Consider the following 17,405-nt stretch of genomic DNA (forward strand, 5'->3'; position numbering starts at 1 on the left):
ACAGTGCTGACTACCGCCACTCTTCCCGCAGCGCTGACAAGAAGACTTCCCAGGCGCGGTCTGAGAACCGCAGGTGTGGCCAGGTGGGCCGCTTTGAGTCACGTATCGCCGTGCCCGGCACCGCGAACGCGGCCTCGACGCATTCCGTACCGCTGCCGCCGCTGTACGAGGACTTCACCCAGCGGACGTCTTGGCCCGTCACCGCACCCTGTAGATCCGATCTGCGGGCGTTCACCGTGACCATCCTTCTCTCCGCAGTGCCTCCACGAAGACCTCCCAGGTGGGGCCAGCGAAGGTGAGGTGGGGACCTCGGGGGTGCTTGGAGTCACGTATGGCGGTGCCGGGGGCAACGAACGCGGCCTCGACGCACTCGGTCTCGTTGCCCCCGCTGTACGACGACTTGAACCAGGTGGGCTGTTGAACAGGGGCGGTCTCCGGTTTCACTGCATCTCCTCGCGTACGCGCTCGATCAAGGCCGATGAAGCGGCCATGTCCAACGCTTGTGCGCGGAGGTAGTCGAACGCAAGCCTGTAACGCTCCAGTTCTACGTCCTTCTCCATGAACAGCGAGCCGATGTGGAGGTCGACGTAGACGACATCGAGGGACGGCTCCTGGCCGCCGATGATGACGAAGCTGCCCAGCGCCGCCGTGTGCGCACCCTTGGCGAAGGGCAGCACCTGCAGCGTGATGTGGCGGGAGCTGTTCGCTTCGAGCAGGTGGCTGAGCTGCTCACGCATGACTTTGGGAGAGCCGACAACGCGCCGGATGACGGACTCGTCGAGGATGGCCCACAGGTGAGGCGGCTTCGTCCGGCTCAGGATCTCCTGCCGCTTCATACGGATGTCCACTAGCCGCTCGATGTCCTCAGGCGCCCGCCGCAGTTCATTGGCCTGCTGAATGGCGCTGGTGTAGGCGCGCGTCTGGAGAAGCCCCGGAACGTACACGCAGGAGAAGTGGTCCTCCCGGACGGCTTCGTCTTCCAGCGTGAGCAGAAGGTTCATGGTCTCCGGGATCGAGTCCGCGAACGAGCTCCACCAGCCCTGCTGCTTGGCATCCTTGGCAAGACCGACGACCGCGGCATGTTCCGCCGCGCTCGCCTCGTACGCACGGCACAGGGCATCGGCGACGATCCACCGCACTGGCCCGGCCTGCGTTTCGTACCGGCTGACAGTCGCCTTGGAAACTCCGACGAGCCTGCCGGACTCTTCCAGCGTCAGCCCTTTGCGCGCCCGCAGTTTGCGCAGCATCGCTCCGAGCTGGCGTCGGCGCGTAGTGGCCCTCTCGGACATGCGGCTTCCTCCCCGGTCGCGTGGGCTCTCTGCCCGCGACCGCAATCAGGCTAGGCAGCACGGAAGTTGATGTACCACCAGATTCACTCGATGGATTCTCGTGAGAAGTTACATAGCGAGACTTCTTGCTGTCATTCTTGTAACCGGAACGCCACGCAGTGCAGCCGTACGGATACGGCAGGCGCAGCGCTGCCGTGGCGCGGGAGGGAGTCTCGCCATGTCCAGCAAGGAACGCGTCCAACCCCAACTCCGCTGCGTCCTTCCGTTCGAGGCCGCCGCTTCGGAGCTGTGGATGCTGAGAAAAGCCGTCCGGACCCAACTCGGGTTGTGGGGGCTCGGCGCGGTGGCGGACGAGGTGCAGCTGGTCGCTTCGGAGCTGGCTGCCAACGTCGCCAAGCATGTCGGTGAGGGTGCCGCCGCGACGCTTGTCCTTCAGGCGTCAGGTGACCGGTTGCGTTTGGAGCTCCACGACAAGAGCCATGCAGTGCCGACCCGCACGCAGGCGGCCTGTGATGCCGAGTGCGGCCGGGGTCTCCATCTGCTCGCAGGGCTGGCCGTGGACTGGGGCACGGTTCTCACCGCCACGGGCAAGGCGGTCTGGTGCGAACTCTCGTTGGAGCCCGCGCCCCAGTGCCGCCGGGTCCAGCGGGCTGCGGCCCTGCTGGAGCAGTACCGGCGAACAGCAGTCCGCAGCAGCGCAGCGCTGGAGGAAGCGGCGACTGACCTGATTGCAGATGTGCTGCACTTGCTGGCTGCGCAGGGGCGGGATCCGGATGACTTCCTGGACCGGGCGCAGATGCATTTTGAGGCCGAGGCGGCCTGATGCGAGGACAGTGCGCCCAGCCCTCAGGTAGCTACTCGGTGCTCTCCGACCCCGTGGCTTTCGCTATTTCGGCCCGTACGGCATCGGGGGTGCGCCATGATTCGCCGCGATGGCTCGTGTGGCACATGCGATGGCAGTTGGAACACAGGAATGCCAGATCCTCTAGCCGTGTCTCGCGAGGCCCCGAGATGTGGAGAGGCAGGGTGTGGTGCACCTCGATGTAGTCCTTGCCGAGCTCCCCGTAGACCTGCCCGAAGTGGAACTCGCACACTTCGCACTGCAGGGGCTGGCCGAGCCGACGGGCCTGGGCGATCTTCCGCTGGCGCAGCTTGGGGTTGCGTTCCCGGTAGATCGCCCACCGGGCGAGGAGGCGGCCCTCAGGTGCTGTGGTGCCGTCCTCGGCGACTTCATCCGGCTGCTCCGGGATCCGGGCGAGTGCACCAGACCCGATGCCGCCTTCGATGGCCCTCGCCGCTTCGAGCATGTCGGCCTCGTTCGCGATGAACGCCTTGATGATCTCGTGATCGAGCCTTCCGCCCTTCGTTCGCTTGCCGACGTAGGCGGGATGGTTCGTGGCGAGGTCAGTGGTCTTGCGGCTGACGCTGCCGACCGACCGGTACTCGGGAAGGCGGTTGGCGATGCCGTCGTGAAGCGGAAGCGACCGGAGCAGGTCCGAGAGCTCCTGTACGGCCAGGTCCCCGACCCGAAGCTCACGCCAGCCGTTCTTCACGACGAGCGCACAGGCCAGCACCAGCTCATCCCGGGTCCATACAGGGCTGCGAAGCATGAGCCATATCGTATGAGTGTTCGGTGGGGCGGGGGGTGTGTTCGGAGAATGAAGCAACGTACTGCAAACTTGGAGCGGTCTCGTTGTCAGTGGGGTCTGTCACCCTCTGTAACGGCTGGTCACGTGGAGTGTCCGCCGTTGTCTAGCCGGAAGGAGGGGGCATGATCCGCACCAATGACCTCAAGTACAAGTCGGTTGAAATCTGCGCTGGAGCCGGGGGCCAGGCCGTCGGCCTGCACCATGCAGGCTTCAAGCACGTTGCCTTGATCGAGATCGACAAGGATGCGTGCAGCACTCTGGAGGCGAACACCAGCCAGGATGCTGAGTGGGCCGGTTGCAAGGTCATCCAGGCGGACCTAAGAGACTTTGACCCGCAGAGCCTGGGCCTGGAGCGCGGACAGCTCGACCTGTTGGCTGGTGGCGTCCCTTGCCCGCCCTTCTCGGCGGCCGGCAAGCAGCTCGGCCGGGATGACGAGCGTGACCTCTTCCCGACGATGCTCGACCTCGTTGAACAGCTTGACCCCAAAGCGGTGATGATCGAGAACGTACGTGGGCTGGTGGACCAGAAGTTCGCTGGCTATCGCGAAGACATCATCAAGCGGCTGGAGTCAATGGGCTACGAGCAGTGCTACTGGGAGGTGCTGGAGGCCAAGAGGTACGGCGTTCCTCAGCTCCGTCCCAGGGCCATTCTGGTGGCGATGAAGCCGGAGTTCGCTCGGTTCTTTGAGCACACGAAGCCTCACCCCCGCCCGGAGGTCTCGGTTGGCGAGGCGCTGCACGACACGATGCGTGAGCGGTTCGACGCAGTGGCTGATGACCTGAGGGCCGAGGAGGCGTTCAAGAATTGGTACGAGAAGGCTCTGGGGGGCGTGGCCCCGACTCTCGTAGGCGGTTCGAAGAAGCACGGAGGAGCAGATCTCGGTCCGACGCGTGCGAAGCGCGCCTGGGCGGAACTAGGAGTTTGCGGGCTGGGCGTCGCCAATGACCCGGATGAGATCAAGGATAAGGAACGCGACCTCTTCGCGGAGGCGGGCCCTAAGCTCACGGTGAGCCAGGCAGCGATCATCCAGGGCTTCCCCAGCGACTGGAACTTCAGTGGCCGGAAGACGGCGGCCTATCGGCAGGTCGGTAATGCCTTTCCGCCGCCTGTGGCCCAGGCGGTTGGAGAGCAGATCTACGCGGCGTTCGAGGCAGCGAAGAAGAACGAGCGCTAACCGCTTACTTCCCTTCGGCTCGGAGTCGACTCACCGTCGCCGCGATCCTGATCGCGCAGTCCTCCGGCGATTCGTGCTCCCAGAAGCGCAGCACGGTCCAGCCGGCTTCATTGAGTTGCTGGTCTGTGTCGCGGTCGCGTGCCATGTTCCGGGCCACTTTGTCCGACCAGTAGCCGGGGTTGGTCTTGGGCGAGACATAGTGCTCGGGACACCCGTGCCAGTAACAGCCGTCAATAAACACTGCCAACTTCGTTGGGCGGAAGACCACGTCGGCCGTCCGGCGAAGGCCGGGTAGCGGCTTGGCCGCTACCCGGTAGCGCAGGCCGCGGGCGTGCAGGAGACTGCGGATCAGCCGCTCCGGCTTTGTGTCGCGGCTGCGGATGGCTTGCATGTTCCTGCGGCGGGCTTCTGAGGATGCCCAGGATCCGGCAGGCGGATTCCACTCATCTGGCATAAGAGGCTGCAAATCACTTCGTTGGGATCTTGGGTGCTGGGTCGGGAGCTGCCTTGGGGTCGTCGACAGCGATCCATGACGCTCCATCAAGCTCGACTGACGGGAGAAGGTCGTGCTCGGGCTGTTGCTTGGCTATGCAGAAACTGACGAACTCATCCCGTTCGGGAACAGGGCCTCCTAGGCCAAGTGCGATCTCCTTGTGCCGTCGGAGTGCTCCTCCGAGAATAATAATTCCCTGCCGACGAAGCGCTGAACGTGCTCGTGAATTCCCTTTATCGTCACGGATGCGCGCCATGTAGTCTTCTTGCTGGGCCAGCGTTTGTATGACCCTTCTATTTATCTTGCGCCTCAGGGCGTGCAAAAATAGTGCGTTTACGCGCCCTTGGCCTGACGTGTGGAGCAGGATCTTGGCGCGCGCACTTTCGGGAAGGTGTAGCAAAAGGTTCTTGGGCAGACTTCCCTCGGACACGAGCCATTCGATCCCGTCCCGGCCGGTACGTGACAATCCGCTCTTTGCGTCCCTGTTTTTGCCGGGATTGATCGACTCGGCGCCGATCCTCACAAGCCCTACCCTGAACGTTGCAGCGTGATCGTCTGCTGACATCAGCAGGCAGATGTGGCCTTTAGCCTCGACCGGTATGGTCCAGTTCTTCCTGATGGTCCACTTGGCGTCTACCTCGTGACCGTCTACCAGAAAGTCCATCTTTTTTCCGCGCGCCAGGCCGAATGCCGACCGGATTAGAATCTCCATCTTTGTGCCGAGGTAGGTCTTTTCTGTCGACTCCACCGTGTCCTTGTCGGTGATGTCGTACCGTCCTGTCCTGGCGCCGTCCAGAACTTCGTCGATGCCCTGCCGGATGCATGCCCCGAAGGTCGCTTCCATTCCAGGGAAGGCGCGGAACCAGTCAGCCACCTCGCGCAGCGCAACGTCAGGGCTGTCTGGGGCATGCAGTGATGTCAGGTCCGCCGGCGATGCGGGGCGGTCGGGATCGTGGGCGTCCATCCGGTCAGGCTACAAGGTGGCGGCGTTGCTGCCGCCCGCGCGCGTGACCCGCGGCAGCGCCTTCAACTACGTTAGAGAACCGGGAAGTTGGTCGCTACGGCGGGAGTGGGTGCCGAGTGGTGTTGGAGACATCGGCCGGTGACGTACTAAACCTGTTCTGCCGGTCGCCACGCACTCGGGAGGTCTACGCCGCCTGGAGGTGCGACGGGCGCCGTCGTGATGTGGTCCCGGTAGTGCTTGGTCACTGTGTACGTCGGGTGTACGAGCTGCGCGTGGAAGACGTAACGGCAGTGTGTGCACGGACAGAGCATGCGCTTGGCGAGGTGAACAGGTGTGATGGTGAAGCGGTCCAGGCGATAGTTGACTGGCATCCCGACTTCGCGTTTACGCACATGTTCCATGTATGCCTGGAGAAGTCAGGGAACCTCCCGAGCTATCAGGACTTTCGATATTTCGCGGACGAAGACCCGCTTGGGCGTCGAATGCTCGGAGGGCCTGCGCGGGCGCAGGTGAGCTCGGTTTCGGCGGAGGGCGTGCCGCCCGCCTTGGCGCGGGCGGCTATGAGATGGCGCATAGGCAACGCTTATTACAGCTTCTTGCGAGAGATCTACACGATCGTCCAGTTGAGAATGAGAGGTGTGGACCTGAGGGTGCATCCATTAGCCGATGCCCTCTTCCGAGTTGACTGCTGGGCTGGGCGCGCAGCTTTGAGTCTGCGTGTGGGAAACAAGAAATTCAGGGAGGGGGCACAGGGTGGGAGGAAGATGCCGGCGGAACGGCTACTCGGTGACCTCCGGCCACCACTGGAATTTGCAACCATAGAGCTGAGGCCTGCCACTGTGTTTGGCCGTGTTCATCTCCCTGCAGCCGAGCATCTAGACCGCGCCGCAGAGATGCTGCTTCGCACGCACTGAGAGAGGCCTCGTGCTGGCCCGTGAGGGCAGGGGGTGGCCCTACTTTGTGTGCGCGGGAAGGGCTGGAGCCGTCTGGGGCAGGTCATCCCGTGCCGCTACCCTCCACCGGTGCCCGTCCAGCAGGACGCTCGCCTGTGTGGATTCTCCAGGATTTACCTCCGCCAGTCGGACACTGACGAATTCTCCCTCTTGTGGTATGGGAATCTGCAGCTGCGAAGCCACAGCGCGATGGCTGTCGTAGTCGCCGATGATCACAATTCCCTCGCGCTGGAGCGCCGACCGGGACCCTCCGTTGCCACGTACGCGCTTCATGTAGTCCTTTTGCTGCGCCACAGTGCGCACGACATTGCGCCCGATCCGGCGTTTCTGTGCGCGGCGAAATAGTTCGTTAAGGCGCGCCTGGCCCGACGAGTGTGCGAACACTGCGGCTCGATCATCCTCGTCCATATGCAAGAGGATGTTCTCTGGGAGTTCCGCCTCGTGCCAGAGCCAGAGGATCTTGTTGCGGTGCTCGGCTTTGACTGTCAGCTTCAGGTCCCGGTTGTTGCCCTTGTTGAGCCACTCCGGTTCTATCCGGAGCAGGCCGGCGCTCCAGCGGCTCTTGCAGTCGTCTGCCCAGACCAGAAGGCACAGATGGCCCATGGCCTCTGGCGGGATCATCCAGCCGCCGAACGCCTGGGAGTACTTGCAGTCGACGTCGGTCCCTGCGATCCGGTAGTCCATGTCGATGCCGTCATCGAACTTGAACTCGCGCTGGAGGTTGATCTCAACGACCGTGCCGGCGTGGGTCTTCTCGGTCTTGAAGAGCGTCTTCCAGTCGTACCGTCCCGTGACCTCGCCATTGAGCAGCTGGTCGATCGTGTCGCGCAGCACAGCCGCAAAGCGCTGGCCCGTGGGGTCTGCCTGGCGAAGACTTTCATAAACCGCGGCTAGCTCTGGGTCTTCATGCAGCAAGACCTGTGAGGGGATGTTGGCGGCGGCAGTCACGTCGAACGGGAGCAACGAGCAGCCTTCTTCCAGGAGTTGGCGTCCAGTCGTCTGGCAGTGACATTACAGGGAGGGTGTAATCGCCCGGTCACACCCCGGGAGTTCCGTGGCACTCCCCATACCCCACCCCAGACCCGCACCAACAAGCCTCCCCCCGCCGAGGGGGCCAAGCCACAGCCCGTCCCCGGGCCGCCAACGTCGTCGCGTACTGCGGCAGCAGGTCCGCGTTCGACGGGGATGAGGATTCCGACGCCGCGAAGGCCTCGTAGGACGGGACCGTGCCCGTCACGATGCCCAGGTTCGCCGTGCCGGTGGCCGACAGTTCGCGCAAGGACGCCTCGATGTCCAGGAGGTGGGCCGCGTGGGTGGGGTATTCCGTGGACAGGGACGGGTAGGCCGCCAGGAGTTCGTCCAGCTCCGGGGACGGCCAGTGCAGGACCGCTACCGGGAACGGGCGGGAGAGGGCGGCGCGGGCGGTGCCCAACTCCGTGCGCAGGCGTGCCAGTTCCGCCTTCAGTTCCGCCGGGTCGTCCGACCCCAGGGACCACAGGCGCTTGGGGTCGTGGAGTTCGTCCAGGGTGATCTCGGCGCGGTGGAGGCGGTCCGCGAGTTCGTCCCAGGCGTCGTGGTCCAGGGCGAGCAGGCGGCGTACGCGGTGGCGGGCCGTCAGCAAGGACTGGGTGGGGTACGGGATGTCCGCCGTCGGGTCGTCGGCGGGGAGCAGGAGCGTGAGCGCCGTCGTCAGGGTCGCGTGCGCCGTGTCCAGCTCGTCGTGCGTCTCCAGCGTCTCCGCCACGATCCCCCAAGGGGCCGGGTCCCGGGGCGCCGAGCCGCGGATGCCCTCGATGATCGCCCGCGCCTCCGCCTCGTGGCCGTACTCCCAGAGGTTCGCCGCCTTGAAGGCCTTGATCCGGGCCGGATGCTCGGGCTCGGCGGCGAGAAGGCGGTCGTAGAGCGTCGTGGCGCGCTCGCGGTCGCCGGCCAGCTCCAAGTGGGCCGCCGCCTGGAGGAGGAGGGGCTCGTGGTCCTCGGGGTACTGCGCTGCGGTGCGCAGCAGACGCTCGGCTTCGGCGGTGTGATCGGTGTGATCGGCAGGCGTGTCGGGGCGCATGAGGGACACCGTACTGCTGTGCGGGGCCCAAGCGGAGGGGTGTTCCGGCCCTGGTGAGTTGACGGGGCAGCCCTTATGGTGCGCGCGTGCGGATCCCGGTGGTGGTGCAGGGGCGCTCGCGCTGGCGGGCGGTTCTGGCGCGCGCCGGCCGGTCCGTACGTGCAGGGCGTGCATCGCTACCTGCGCGCCCGGTACCCGCGTGCCCCGTGCCTGCGCACCCGGTACCCGCGTGCCCCGTGCCTGCGCACCCGGTACCCGCGTGCCCCGTGCCTGCGCACCCGGTACCCGCGCGCCCCGTCCCTGCGCACCCCGTACCCGCGCGCCCCACCCTCCGCCCCCTCGGCCGCACTCTCTGGGCCGGCGCCGAAGCCGTCGTCACGCTCGGGCTCGTCCTCCTCCTGCTCGTCGCCCATCAGATGTGGTGGACCAACCGCGAGGCCCGGCACGAGGCCCGGCAGACCGTACGGACGCTGGAGCGGGAGTGGGGAGGCCGGGTGCAGGAGCGCGGCTCCGAAGTGGGCGCCGCGCCCGTGGGGGCCGCGCCCGTGGGTGCCGTCGGGCCCGCCACCCCCAGCGCCCCGACCTCCTCGCTCCCGGCCGCCCCCGAACCCCCCGCCGCCACCCACCGCGCCTACGCCGTCCTCCGCCTCCCCTCCCTCGGCGTCACCGCCCCCGTCGCCGAGGGGATCAGCAAGCACGAGGTCCTCGACAAGGGGTACGCGGGGCACTACTCCGGGACCGCGCAGCCCGGGCAGGCCGGGAACTTCGCGCTCGCCGGGCACCGCAACACCCATGGCGAGCCGTTCCGTTACATCAACCGGCTCCGGCCCGGGGACCGCCTCGTCGTCGAGACGCGGGACGCCGTTTTCACCTATCTGGTGGACAGGACGCTTCCCCGGACCTCCGCCCGGGACAGCGGGGTGATCGCGCCCGTGCCGCGCAGTGATGTCCGTACGAAGTACGGATACGGCGAGCGCGGCTACTACATCACCCTCACCACCTGCACCCCCGAGTTCACCTCCCGGTACCGGCTCGTGGTGTGGGGGAGGCTCGCTTCGATGCGGCCCCGTTAGTCCGTGCGGCCGCGTGGTCCCTGCGATCGCGCTGAGTCACCGCGACGGGCCGAGCCCGACCGACCCCATGGCCGCGCCTCCGACCGGCGGTCCCGGTCCGATTGTCCGAGCCGTCGTGTATAACGTCAGAAGAGTCAGAAGTGGACACGTGCTCGGGAGACACATGCTCGGGTGGACGCCCAGAGGCTTGGATGAGGGGGGAAGCATGACCGGCAACCGCATGGCGTCGCCGTGGTCGTCCTCACGCCTGCCCTCGCGTCTCTCCGGACGCTTCTCCTTCGGGCTGCTCTTCTTCCTCCTCTCCGAGCTCCTGCTCCTGGAGGGCGGCACGCTCTCCGGCGCGGTCGCCCTGGCCGCCACCGCCGCGGCCGGCTCCGCGCTCGCCGTCTGCGCGCTGCTCGCCTCCCGCTCGGTGCCCAAGGTGCCGCGTACGCGCATACGCACCGCGATACGGGACCGCGAGCGGCGCACCGCCTTCCTGCCGCAGCGCGATCCCGACGCCTCCGGGCGGCCCAGGCCCCGAGCCCCCGGCCGCCTCGCCATGACGGCCGCGTAGGGCTGCACCACTTCTCCCCTCTCAGCCCTCCGCCGGGCCGTCACGCCGCTCTGTCCCGCGCGCGTACGCACGTATGCCCTGCGCCTTGAAGCGCAGCGCCGTACCGCGCGCCCCCAGACGTGACTCCGGAGGCTTCCATGTCCGTATCCGATGCATTCGACGTATTCGACGTATTCGCCAGCCTGGTCGAGCGCCTCGCCGACCTGGTCCAGCCGCTCTTCCACGGCTCCGCGGCCGCCGCCGCGATCGTGCTGTTCACGATGCTCGTACGGCTCGCCGTGCACCCGCTGTCCCGGCAGGCGGCCAAGGGCCAGCAGGCCCGCGCCAAGCTCCAGCCGCAGCTGGCCGAGCTCCGCAAGAAACACCGCAAGGACCCCGAGCGGCTGCGCAAGGCGGTCGCCGAGCTGCACGCCGCGGAGAAGGTCTCGCCGTTCTCCGGCTGTCTGCCGAGCCTGCTCCAGCTGCCCGCGTTCTTCCTCCTCTACCAGCTGTTCTCGGACTCCGGCTTGGGCGGCGGACACACCACGCTGCTCGACCACACCCTGCTCTCCGCCCCGCTGCGCGGCCGCTGGGCGGACGCGCTCGGGCACGGCGGGCTCATAGGCGGGCAGGGCCTGGTCTACCTCGGCCTCTTCGTCTTCGTCGCCGGGGTCGCCACCTTCAACTACGGGCGTACGAAGCGACAGCTCGCCACGCAGCCGCTGGTCCCGGCGGACCAGCAGGAGGGGGTCCCGGGCCTGGGCGCGATGACGAAGTTCATGCCGCTGATGTCGTTCGGCACGCTGATCACGGTGGCGGTGGTGCCGCTGGCGGCCGCGCTGTACGTGGTGACGAGCACTACGTGGTCGGCGCTGGAGCGGGCGTATCTGTACCGGGAGGCGGCGGCTGTGGCCCCCGTGGTTACCACCGCGTAGGAGTCCGGTGTGTGAACAGGGTCTTGCAGAGTGGACGTTGACCTTGGAGGATCGAACGATCCTTCCGATGGCCGCGACCCATCGGCCGGGCCAGGCTCGACCTAGGGAGACTGACCATGAAGCTGCTGCGCGTAGGCATGGCGGGCAATGAGCGCCCCGCGTTGCTCGCCGCCGACGGGACCCTGCGGGACCTGTCCGGCCTCGTGCCGGACATCGACGGCGACCTGCTCGCCGACGAGTACGCCCTGGACCGGATACGGGCCGCGGCCGACACCGGTGTGCTGCCCGCGCTCGACGCGGCCGGGCAGCGCGTCGGCCCGCCGGTCGCCCGGATCGGCAAGGTCGTCTGCATCGGGCTGAACTACCACGACCACGCCACCGAGACGGGGGCGGCGATCCCGGCCGAGCCCGTCGTCTTCTTCAAGGCGGCGGACACGGTTGTCGGCCCCAACGACACGGTCCTGGTGCCCCGCAAGTCGGTGAAGACCGACTGGGAGGTCGAGCTCGCGATCGTCATCGGGCGCACGGCCCGCTATGTGGCCGACGACGAGGACCCGCTGGCGTACGTCGCGGGGTACGCGGTGGCGCACGACGTGTCCGAGCGCGAGTTCCAGATCGAGCGCGGCGGCACCTGGGACAAGGGCAAGAACTGCGAGACGTTCAACCCGCTGGGCCCCTGGCTGGTCACCCGCGACGAGGTCCCGGACCCGCAGGCGCTGTCCCTGCGGCTGTGGGTGAACGGCGAGCTGAAGCAGAACGGCTCCACGGCCGACCAGATCTTCCCGGTCGCGGAGGTCGTCCGCTACGTGAGCCAGTTCATGACGCTCTACCCCGGCGACGTCATCAACACCGGCACCCCGGCGGGGGTCGCGATGGGGCGGCCGGAGCCGAAGCCGTATCTGAGGGCGGGGGATGTTGTAGAACTGGAGGTCGAGGGATTGGGAAGGCAGCGGCAGGAGCTGAAGGACGCCTAGGCTGAAGTTCGAAGGGGGCGCCGTGGCCGTTGCGTGGTCCGAAGTGACGCTTGAAGAGTTCGAAGCCTTCGACGCTGCGGCGCCGGAAGGTTTTCACGTCGAGCTGATCGACGGGACGATCCTGGTGACTCCGGCTCCGGACGGTGACCACGATGAGAACGTCGTGGGGATCGGGCGCCAGATTCAGGCGCGTGAGACCTCGCTGTGGATGTACCAGGGGCGAGGGCTGGCCGTGCCCGCGAACCGCGCCGGCCGGCCCGTGTCGACGGTGCGGTCGCCCCGGTCGGGTACTTCCGGGGTCAGCCGTCCTGGTCGGACTCCGCAGGAGTGCTCATGGTCGTCGAGGTGACGTCCGGGCGGGAGGGCGATGCCGAGGTGGACCGGGTCGACAAACGCGATGCGTATGCCCAGGCGGCGCTGCCGGTCTATCTGCTCGTCGACCGCCATCGTGGCGAGGTGGTCGTGCACTGGGATCCGCAGAACGGCCACTACCGACACGAGTCGACGGCCACCTTCGGCGCCGAACTCGCCCTCCCCGCCCCCTTCAGCTTCGACCTGGACACCTCCGAGCTCGCCTGACGGCTCAGCCGAGGACGGCCGCGAGGACTACGGGGCCGGGTCACCCGCCCCCGTACCCCCCTCTAACCCACCCGCCCCTTGAACGCCCGCAACCCCTCCACCACCAGCGCATGGTCCTCCACCTGGGGCAGGCCCGAGACCGTCACCGTGCCGATGACGCCCGCGTCCGTCACCCGCAAGGGGAACGAGCCGCCGTGGGCCGCGTACGTGTCGGGGTCGAGGCGGGGGAGGAGGCCTCGAAGGTGGTGTCCTTGGCGCGGAAGCGGGCGCCTACCAGGTACGAGCCGGCCGCGTACCGCTCGGTGACCCGGCGCTTGCGACCCAGGCGTCGTTGTCCGGGGTCGAGCCCGGCAGGGCGCAGCGGAAGAGCTGCTGGGCGCCGCGGTGGATGTCGATCGTCACCGGGGCGCGGCGGGCCACCGCCAGCTCCCGCAGGAGCGTGCCGAGCGCCCACGCGTCCTCGTACGTGAAGCGCGCCAGCTCCAGCTCGGCCTCCTGCGCCTCCAGTTCGGCCACGGTGAAGGACGGCGTGACGGACGGCGTGACGGACGGCGTGAAGGACGGGGACGGGGTCGTCACAGCGCCACCTCCACCGTCACGCCCTCGCGCGCGGACCTGCGCGCCGCCTCCAGGACGTCGAGGGCCGCCGCGGCCTCGTGCGCGGTGACCGGCGGCTCGCCGCCCTCGCGCAGGGCGGCGGCGATCGCCGTGTAGTACGCGGGGTAGTCGCCCGGCAGGGTCGGCGCGGGGCTGCCGCCGCCGGTCAGCGGGGACTCCCCGGAGCCGACGCGGCCCCACATCCCCTCCGGCTCCAGGCCCCACGGCTCGCCGTCACCCGGCCGCCTGCCCTCGCGCAGGGCGGACTCCTGGGGGTCGAGGCCGTACTTGACGTAGCCCGCGGCGGAGCCAAGGACCCGGAAGCGGGGGCCCAGTTGGGCCGTCGTCGCGCTCACGTGGAGGTGCGAGCGCACGCCGCCCGCGTGGGTGATCGCGATGAAGGTGTCGTCGTCGGTCTGGGCGCCGGGACGGCGTACGTCGGCTTCCGCGTACACCCGCAGCGCCGGGCCGAACAGGACCAGGGCCTGGTCGACGAGGTGGCTGCCCAGGTCGTACAGCAGGCCGCCGATCTCCGCCGGGTCGCCCGATTCGCGCCAGCCGCCCTTGGGCTGCGGGCGCCAGCGCTCGAAGCGGGACTCGAAGCGCTGGATCTCACCGAGCTCGCCGGACGCCATGAGTGCGCGCAGGGTCAGGAAGTCGTTGTCCCAGCGGCGGTTCTGGAAGACCGAGAGCAGCAGGCCGCGCTCCTCGGCGAGGGCGGCGAGGCCGCGCGCCTCGGCGGCCGTGCCCGCGAGCGGCTTGTCGACGACGACCGGGATCCCGGCCTTGAGGGCGCCGGTGGCGATCGGCACGTGCGTCTTGTTCGGGGAGGCGATCACGACGAGGTCGAGACCGGCGTCGAAGAGCTCGTCGGGGGAGGCGGCGAACCGCAGTCCGTCGCCGTGCTCGGCGCGGGCCTGCTCGCGGCGCTCGGGGCTGGACGTGACGACCGTGTCGAGGGTGAGCCCCTCGGCCGCGGCGATCAGCGGGGCGTGGAAGACGGATCCCGCCAGGCCGTAGCCCACGAGTCCGACGCGGAGGTCAGTGTCCGTACGAGCGTTCATGGACCCCACTTAAGCAACGCTGTTGCCAAAGTGCAAGCGCAGGAGAGAATGGAGAGGTGAACAGGAGTAACTCGGGAGCCAACCTGCCGGCCCTGCGCAGCCACAACGCCGCGCTGGTGCTCGATCTGCTGCGTACGGCCGGGGACGCCGGGATCAGCAGACTGGAGCTCGCCGAGCGGACCGGGCTCACCCCGCAGGCCGTCAGCAAGATCACCGCGCGGCTGCGGGCGGAGGGGACGGCGACCGAGGCGGGCCGCCGCGCCTCGACCGGCGGCAAGCCGCGCACGGTGCTCAAGCTGGTGCCGTCCGCCGTGCACGCCATAGGGCTGCACCTCGACCGCGACGAGCTCACCACGGTCCTGGTCGACCTGGCGGGCACGCTCGTCGGCGTCCGTACCGTGCCGCTCGACCTCGGCGCGGGCCACGACACGGTGGTGGGGGCCGCCGCCGAGCAGGCCGAGTCGCTGATCGGCGGGCGCCCGATACTCGGCGTCGGCGTGGCCAGCCCCGGCCCGCTCGACCACCACACCGGGGTGCTCCACCGGATCACCGGCTTCCCGCAGTGGAACGGCTTCCCGCTGCGCGACGCGCTCGCCGCGCGCCTGGGCCTGCCGGTCGTCCTCGACAAGGACACCAACGCCGCCGCCCTGGGCCTGGCCCTGCGCGGCCCGGCCGACTCCTTCGCCTACCTCCACCTCGGTACGGGCCTGGGCGCGGGCCTCGTCCTGGGCGGCACGCTGCTGCGCGGCTCGCGCACCGGCGCGGGCGAGTTCGGCCACCAGACGATCCTGCTCGGCGGCCCCGCCTGCGAATGCGGCGCGCGTGGCTGCATCGAGGCGCTGTGCCTGTCGTCGGTGGCCCGCGGCGACATCGCGGCCGCCGCCCGCTTCCTGGGCGTCGGCGCCGCGAACCTCGTCGGCCTTCTCGACATCGACCGCGTACTGCTCGGCGGCCGTACGGTCATGGGCGCACAGGACGGGTTCGTACGGGGAGTACGCGCGGTCCTGGAGGAGCGGGCCCGCCGGGGCGGGGACGCTCGGGCGATCCCGGTGTCGGTGGCGTCGGGCGGGCCGCACGCGGTGGCGGAGGGGGCGGCTCGGTTGATTCTGGGGCCGGTGTTCGGACGTGGGGGTGCGGGCGCGGGCGCGGGCGCCTGGGGCGGCGAGCGGGGCTGAGGGAGCTTGGTTGTCCGCCCGGCCGTCACGGCTCGGCTGCCCGCCCGGCCGTCACGGCTCGGCGGCCCCGGGGCGACGGGCGGGCTGCCGACCGGTGTCACCTCGGCGGCCCGGCCTGCCGGCGGCCTGCCGGACCGCCATCAGTCGTACTTGCCGATATTGGGCTGATCGGGCGGACTTCGCCCGCTCGCGCGGCGTGGCGGGGTGCGCTTGCGTCGGTCCGGCGCGTCCGCGTGGCAGGGTCCCGGAGTACGTACGCCCGCGAGCAGCAAGGGGCCCTCATGAGACTGCGCAACGCCCTCGCCATCTCAGTGACCGCGGCCGCGGCGCTGACCGGGACGTCGGGTGCGGCGGCCGACGAGAACGAGCCGCGCGGGCGGCAGGGGCACGCGCCGCTCTCCATCGCCAACCAGCCCGTCTGCGGGGACCGGACCGGTGCCGACTTCCCCGTGGACACGCGGATCCACGGCGGGCCGGCCGAGTACCGCCCCGGCGGGGGCGCGCAGTTCTGGTACGTCGACCTCACCAACACCACCGCGCACACCTGCCGCAACATCCACCCCGTGGTCGTACTCGTCGACCGGGACCGGACGCTCAAGGACTCCCAGGCCAAGCTGGAGTTCTTCGACGCGGCGGGCGGCGGCGGGCGCCCGCGCCCCGTTCCGTTCGAGCGGACCGACGCGGACGAGCACATCGGGGTGTTCGACGACGGGTTCCCCGGGTTCGTGATCGGCGCGGGGGAGACCGTCACCGTGAAGGTCCGGCTCGGGTTCACGGCCGACACCCGGCCGAACGAGGTCACGGCGAACGCGGCGGTCGTACAGCGGCGGGGGGACGACGGGGAGTGGGTCGGGGAGTCGGGGGGCTACCGGTTCGGCATCGGCCCCGAGACGTCGGAGCCGCAGCGCGCGGGGCCGTCGGAGCCGCAGCTCGCGGGGCCGCCGGAGGCGCTGCTCGCGGGGCCGCCGGAGCTGGCGGACACGGGGCCGGGTTCGCCGTTCACCCCGCTTGTCGCCGGTGCGCTGGTCCTTGGGGGCGCGGCGCTGGTCGCGGGGGTGTGGCGGTTGCGGCGGCGCTGAGGGGTTGGCGGAGTGCGGCGGGGCCGGGGGCGCGGGCAGGGCGTTGCGCAGCCCGGCGGGACGGGGAAGGCCGCCTGTCCACCCTCCCCCAAGGCTTAAGGAGCAGGGGACCCCCAGCCCTGAGCGGCACGATGGCCCGCAGCGGCGGGGGAGGGAGGCGGGCGGCAGCCCACAGGGGCGGCACGCATGCCCACAGCGGCGGCGGGTGGGGGCGGGAGCGGCGGGCATCCCGGAGCGCGCGCTGCTCGCGGACGACGAGCGCATGGGGCTGGAGAGCACGTGCACGTACGTCGCCGTGGCCCGAGTGCCGCGCCTGGACAGCGAGTTCACCCCGGACGAAGCGGTCAATATGCCCGGGGAGCGGCGTCGCCGGCTTGGGTACACGACCCGCCAGTACGGTTCTGAGCTGCGTGTGGTGCCTGCGGACGGCACTTCGCCGACGTGTCCGGCACGCGGTGTGCGGGACCCTGAGAACCGCGTCGGCTGCGGCCGGAAGATGGCGTGTGTGCACTGCGGATTTACCGGCCATGCCGACAAAGCTGCCTCGGTTGAGATCGAGGCCCGTGCCCGCCGGGCAGGCGGCACGGTTGTCAAGAGCACGCGCAGGGCCCGCACGGGGCCGAGTCGCCACGGCACCTCGGTGGCAGGCGTTCGCGCGTGAACCAGCGCGCCGACGCTCGACCTTGTTCGCGGCGTGTCCCCACTCGCCATGGGTGAGTGGGGAAGTCAATGGTTCTGGGCGACCGACCCGGTTCGAGATCAGTACATGCCGACTAGGCTTGGAGCTGTCGGCGACGCACAGCGCGGTGCCA

21 protein-coding genes and 1 pseudogene are annotated in these 17,405 nt (G+C 69.0%); 12 read left to right on the forward strand and 10 right to left on the reverse strand.

Features of this window, described 5'->3' with window-relative positions:
* Positions 1–10: 10 nt before the first annotated feature.
* Genes ACFWA7_RS16075 through ACFWA7_RS16085 form a run of 3 tightly spaced genes read right to left on the reverse strand, consistent with a single transcriptional unit; the run spans position 11 to position 1,289 of the window.
* Positions 11–244, reverse strand: coding sequence for a DUF397 domain-containing protein (locus tag ACFWA7_RS16075; RefSeq protein ID WP_385823465.1), 234 nt, complete (start codon positions 242–244; stop codon positions 11–13).
* Positions 232–444 carry a DUF397 domain-containing protein gene (locus tag ACFWA7_RS16080; protein WP_385823467.1) on the reverse strand — a complete coding sequence of 71 codons (213 nt, stop codon included), beginning with the start codon at positions 442–444 and terminating at the stop codon, positions 232–234. The genes ACFWA7_RS16075 and ACFWA7_RS16080 overlap by 13 nt, the downstream gene beginning before the upstream one ends.
* A complete protein-coding gene (locus ACFWA7_RS16085; RefSeq protein ID WP_385823469.1) occupies positions 441–1,289 on the reverse strand; it encodes a helix-turn-helix domain-containing protein in 849 nt (282 codons plus the stop codon). The genes ACFWA7_RS16080 and ACFWA7_RS16085 overlap by 4 nt, the downstream gene beginning before the upstream one ends.
* Before the next feature lie 217 nt (positions 1,290–1,506).
* Between ACFWA7_RS16085 and ACFWA7_RS16090 the strand changes: the two genes are divergently transcribed.
* Positions 1,507–2,112: an ATP-binding protein gene (locus ACFWA7_RS16090; RefSeq protein WP_385823471.1), complete on the forward strand. Its 606-nt coding sequence runs from the start codon at positions 1,507–1,509 to the stop codon at positions 2,110–2,112.
* A 31-nt stretch (positions 2,113–2,143) separates the two neighbouring features.
* Here ACFWA7_RS16090 and ACFWA7_RS16095 read toward each other — a convergent pair whose 3' ends face one another.
* The gene (locus tag ACFWA7_RS16095) at positions 2,144–2,899 is read right to left on the reverse strand and encodes an HNH endonuclease (protein ID WP_385823473.1); all 756 of its coding nucleotides are present in this window, start codon (positions 2,897–2,899) and stop codon (positions 2,144–2,146) included.
* 164 nt (positions 2,900–3,063) lie between these two features.
* Between ACFWA7_RS16095 and ACFWA7_RS16100 the strand changes: the two genes are divergently transcribed.
* Positions 3,064–4,113 (forward strand): DNA cytosine methyltransferase, encoded by a 1,050-nt coding sequence (locus ACFWA7_RS16100; protein ID WP_385823502.1) that lies wholly within the window; start codon positions 3,064–3,066, stop codon positions 4,111–4,113.
* Between the two features lie 4 nt (positions 4,114–4,117).
* Here the strand turns inward: ACFWA7_RS16100 and ACFWA7_RS16105 are convergent, their stop codons facing one another.
* Both ACFWA7_RS16105 and ACFWA7_RS16110 read right to left on the reverse strand, forming a co-directional pair.
* Entirely contained in the window at positions 4,118–4,567 is a 450-nt protein-coding gene (locus ACFWA7_RS16105) for a very short patch repair endonuclease (protein ID WP_385823475.1), read from the reverse strand.
* A gap of 13 nt (positions 4,568–4,580) precedes the next feature.
* Positions 4,581–5,570 carry a NaeI family type II restriction endonuclease gene (locus ACFWA7_RS16110; protein WP_385823477.1) on the reverse strand — a complete coding sequence of 330 codons (990 nt, stop codon included), beginning with the start codon at positions 5,568–5,570 and terminating at the stop codon, positions 4,581–4,583.
* Between the two features lie 272 nt (positions 5,571–5,842).
* Here ACFWA7_RS16110 and ACFWA7_RS16115 point away from each other — a divergent pair, with 272 nt between their 5' ends.
* Complete coding sequence (locus tag ACFWA7_RS16115) at positions 5,843–6,484, forward strand: hypothetical protein (RefSeq protein WP_385823479.1); 642 nt, start codon at positions 5,843–5,845, stop codon at positions 6,482–6,484.
* 39 nt (positions 6,485–6,523) lie between these two features.
* On the opposite strand, the gene ACFWA7_RS16120 is transcribed toward ACFWA7_RS16115, so the two are convergent.
* Together ACFWA7_RS16120 and ACFWA7_RS16125 are read right to left on the reverse strand one after the other, a co-directional pair.
* A complete protein-coding gene (locus ACFWA7_RS16120) occupies positions 6,524–7,486 on the reverse strand; it encodes a NaeI family type II restriction endonuclease (RefSeq protein WP_385823481.1) in 963 nt (320 codons plus the stop codon).
* A gap of 73 nt (positions 7,487–7,559) precedes the next feature.
* Positions 7,560–8,582, reverse strand: a complete 1,023-nt coding sequence (locus tag ACFWA7_RS16125) for an SEC-C metal-binding domain-containing protein (protein WP_385823483.1) — start codon at positions 8,580–8,582, stop codon at positions 7,560–7,562.
* A 266-nt stretch (positions 8,583–8,848) separates the two neighbouring features.
* On the opposite strand from ACFWA7_RS16125, the gene ACFWA7_RS16130 reads away from it, so the two are divergent.
* The 6 genes from ACFWA7_RS16130 to ACFWA7_RS16155 all read left to right on the forward strand — a co-directional run bounded on the left by ACFWA7_RS16130 (position 8,849) and on the right by ACFWA7_RS16155 (position 12,678).
* The gene (locus ACFWA7_RS16130) at positions 8,849–9,655 is read left to right on the forward strand and encodes a class E sortase (protein ID WP_385823485.1); all 807 of its coding nucleotides are present in this window, start codon (positions 8,849–8,851) and stop codon (positions 9,653–9,655) included.
* A 220-nt stretch (positions 9,656–9,875) separates the two neighbouring features.
* Positions 9,876–10,211 carry a DUF6412 domain-containing protein gene (locus tag ACFWA7_RS16135; protein WP_385540004.1) on the forward strand — a complete coding sequence of 112 codons (336 nt, stop codon included), beginning with the start codon at positions 9,876–9,878 and terminating at the stop codon, positions 10,209–10,211.
* Positions 10,212–10,348: 137 nt separating this feature from the next.
* On the forward strand, positions 10,349–11,125 hold the full coding sequence (locus tag ACFWA7_RS16140) for a YidC/Oxa1 family membrane protein insertase (protein ID WP_385539971.1): 777 nt from the start codon (positions 10,349–10,351) through the stop codon (positions 11,123–11,125).
* 116 nt (positions 11,126–11,241) lie between these two features.
* Positions 11,242–12,099 (forward strand): fumarylacetoacetate hydrolase family protein, encoded by an 858-nt coding sequence (locus ACFWA7_RS16145; protein WP_385823487.1) that lies wholly within the window; start codon positions 11,242–11,244, stop codon positions 12,097–12,099.
* Between the two features lie 22 nt (positions 12,100–12,121).
* Positions 12,122–12,448, forward strand: coding sequence for a hypothetical protein (locus ACFWA7_RS16150; protein ID WP_385539974.1), 327 nt, complete (start codon positions 12,122–12,124; stop codon positions 12,446–12,448).
* Positions 12,433–12,678: a Uma2 family endonuclease gene (locus ACFWA7_RS16155; RefSeq protein WP_385823489.1), complete on the forward strand. Its 246-nt coding sequence runs from the start codon at positions 12,433–12,435 to the stop codon at positions 12,676–12,678. Before ACFWA7_RS16150 ends, ACFWA7_RS16155 begins: the two co-directional genes overlap by 16 nt.
* Before the next feature lie 62 nt (positions 12,679–12,740).
* Here ACFWA7_RS16155 and ACFWA7_RS16160 read toward each other — a convergent pair.
* Both ACFWA7_RS16160 and ACFWA7_RS16165 read right to left on the reverse strand, forming a co-directional pair.
* Positions 12,741–13,257, reverse strand: a pseudogene (locus ACFWA7_RS16160) (heme-degrading domain-containing protein).
* Positions 13,254–14,339 carry a Gfo/Idh/MocA family oxidoreductase gene (locus ACFWA7_RS16165; protein ID WP_385539980.1) on the reverse strand — a complete coding sequence of 362 codons (1,086 nt, stop codon included), beginning with the start codon at positions 14,337–14,339 and terminating at the stop codon, positions 13,254–13,256. The pseudogene ACFWA7_RS16160 and the gene ACFWA7_RS16165 overlap by 4 nt, the downstream one beginning before the upstream one ends.
* Positions 14,340–14,395: 56 nt before the next feature.
* Between ACFWA7_RS16165 and ACFWA7_RS16170 the strand changes: the two genes are divergently transcribed.
* From ACFWA7_RS16170 to ACFWA7_RS16180, 3 genes are all read left to right on the forward strand, one after another.
* On the forward strand, positions 14,396–15,514 hold the full coding sequence (locus ACFWA7_RS16170) for an ROK family transcriptional regulator (RefSeq protein WP_385539982.1): 1,119 nt from the start codon (positions 14,396–14,398) through the stop codon (positions 15,512–15,514).
* Positions 15,515–15,795: 281 nt separating this feature from the next.
* Positions 15,796–16,593 carry a hypothetical protein gene (locus ACFWA7_RS16175; RefSeq protein WP_385823491.1) on the forward strand — a complete coding sequence of 266 codons (798 nt, stop codon included), beginning with the start codon at positions 15,796–15,798 and terminating at the stop codon, positions 16,591–16,593.
* Positions 16,594–16,942: 349 nt separating this feature from the next.
* On the forward strand, positions 16,943–17,254 hold the full coding sequence (locus tag ACFWA7_RS16180; RefSeq protein WP_385823504.1) for a zinc ribbon domain-containing protein: 312 nt from the start codon (positions 16,943–16,945) through the stop codon (positions 17,252–17,254).
* Positions 17,255–17,405 lie beyond the last annotated feature (151 nt).

This window comes from Streptomyces sp. NPDC059994 (assembly GCF_042737755.1).
Taxonomy (GTDB): domain Bacteria; phylum Actinomycetota; class Actinomycetes; order Streptomycetales; family Streptomycetaceae; genus Streptomyces.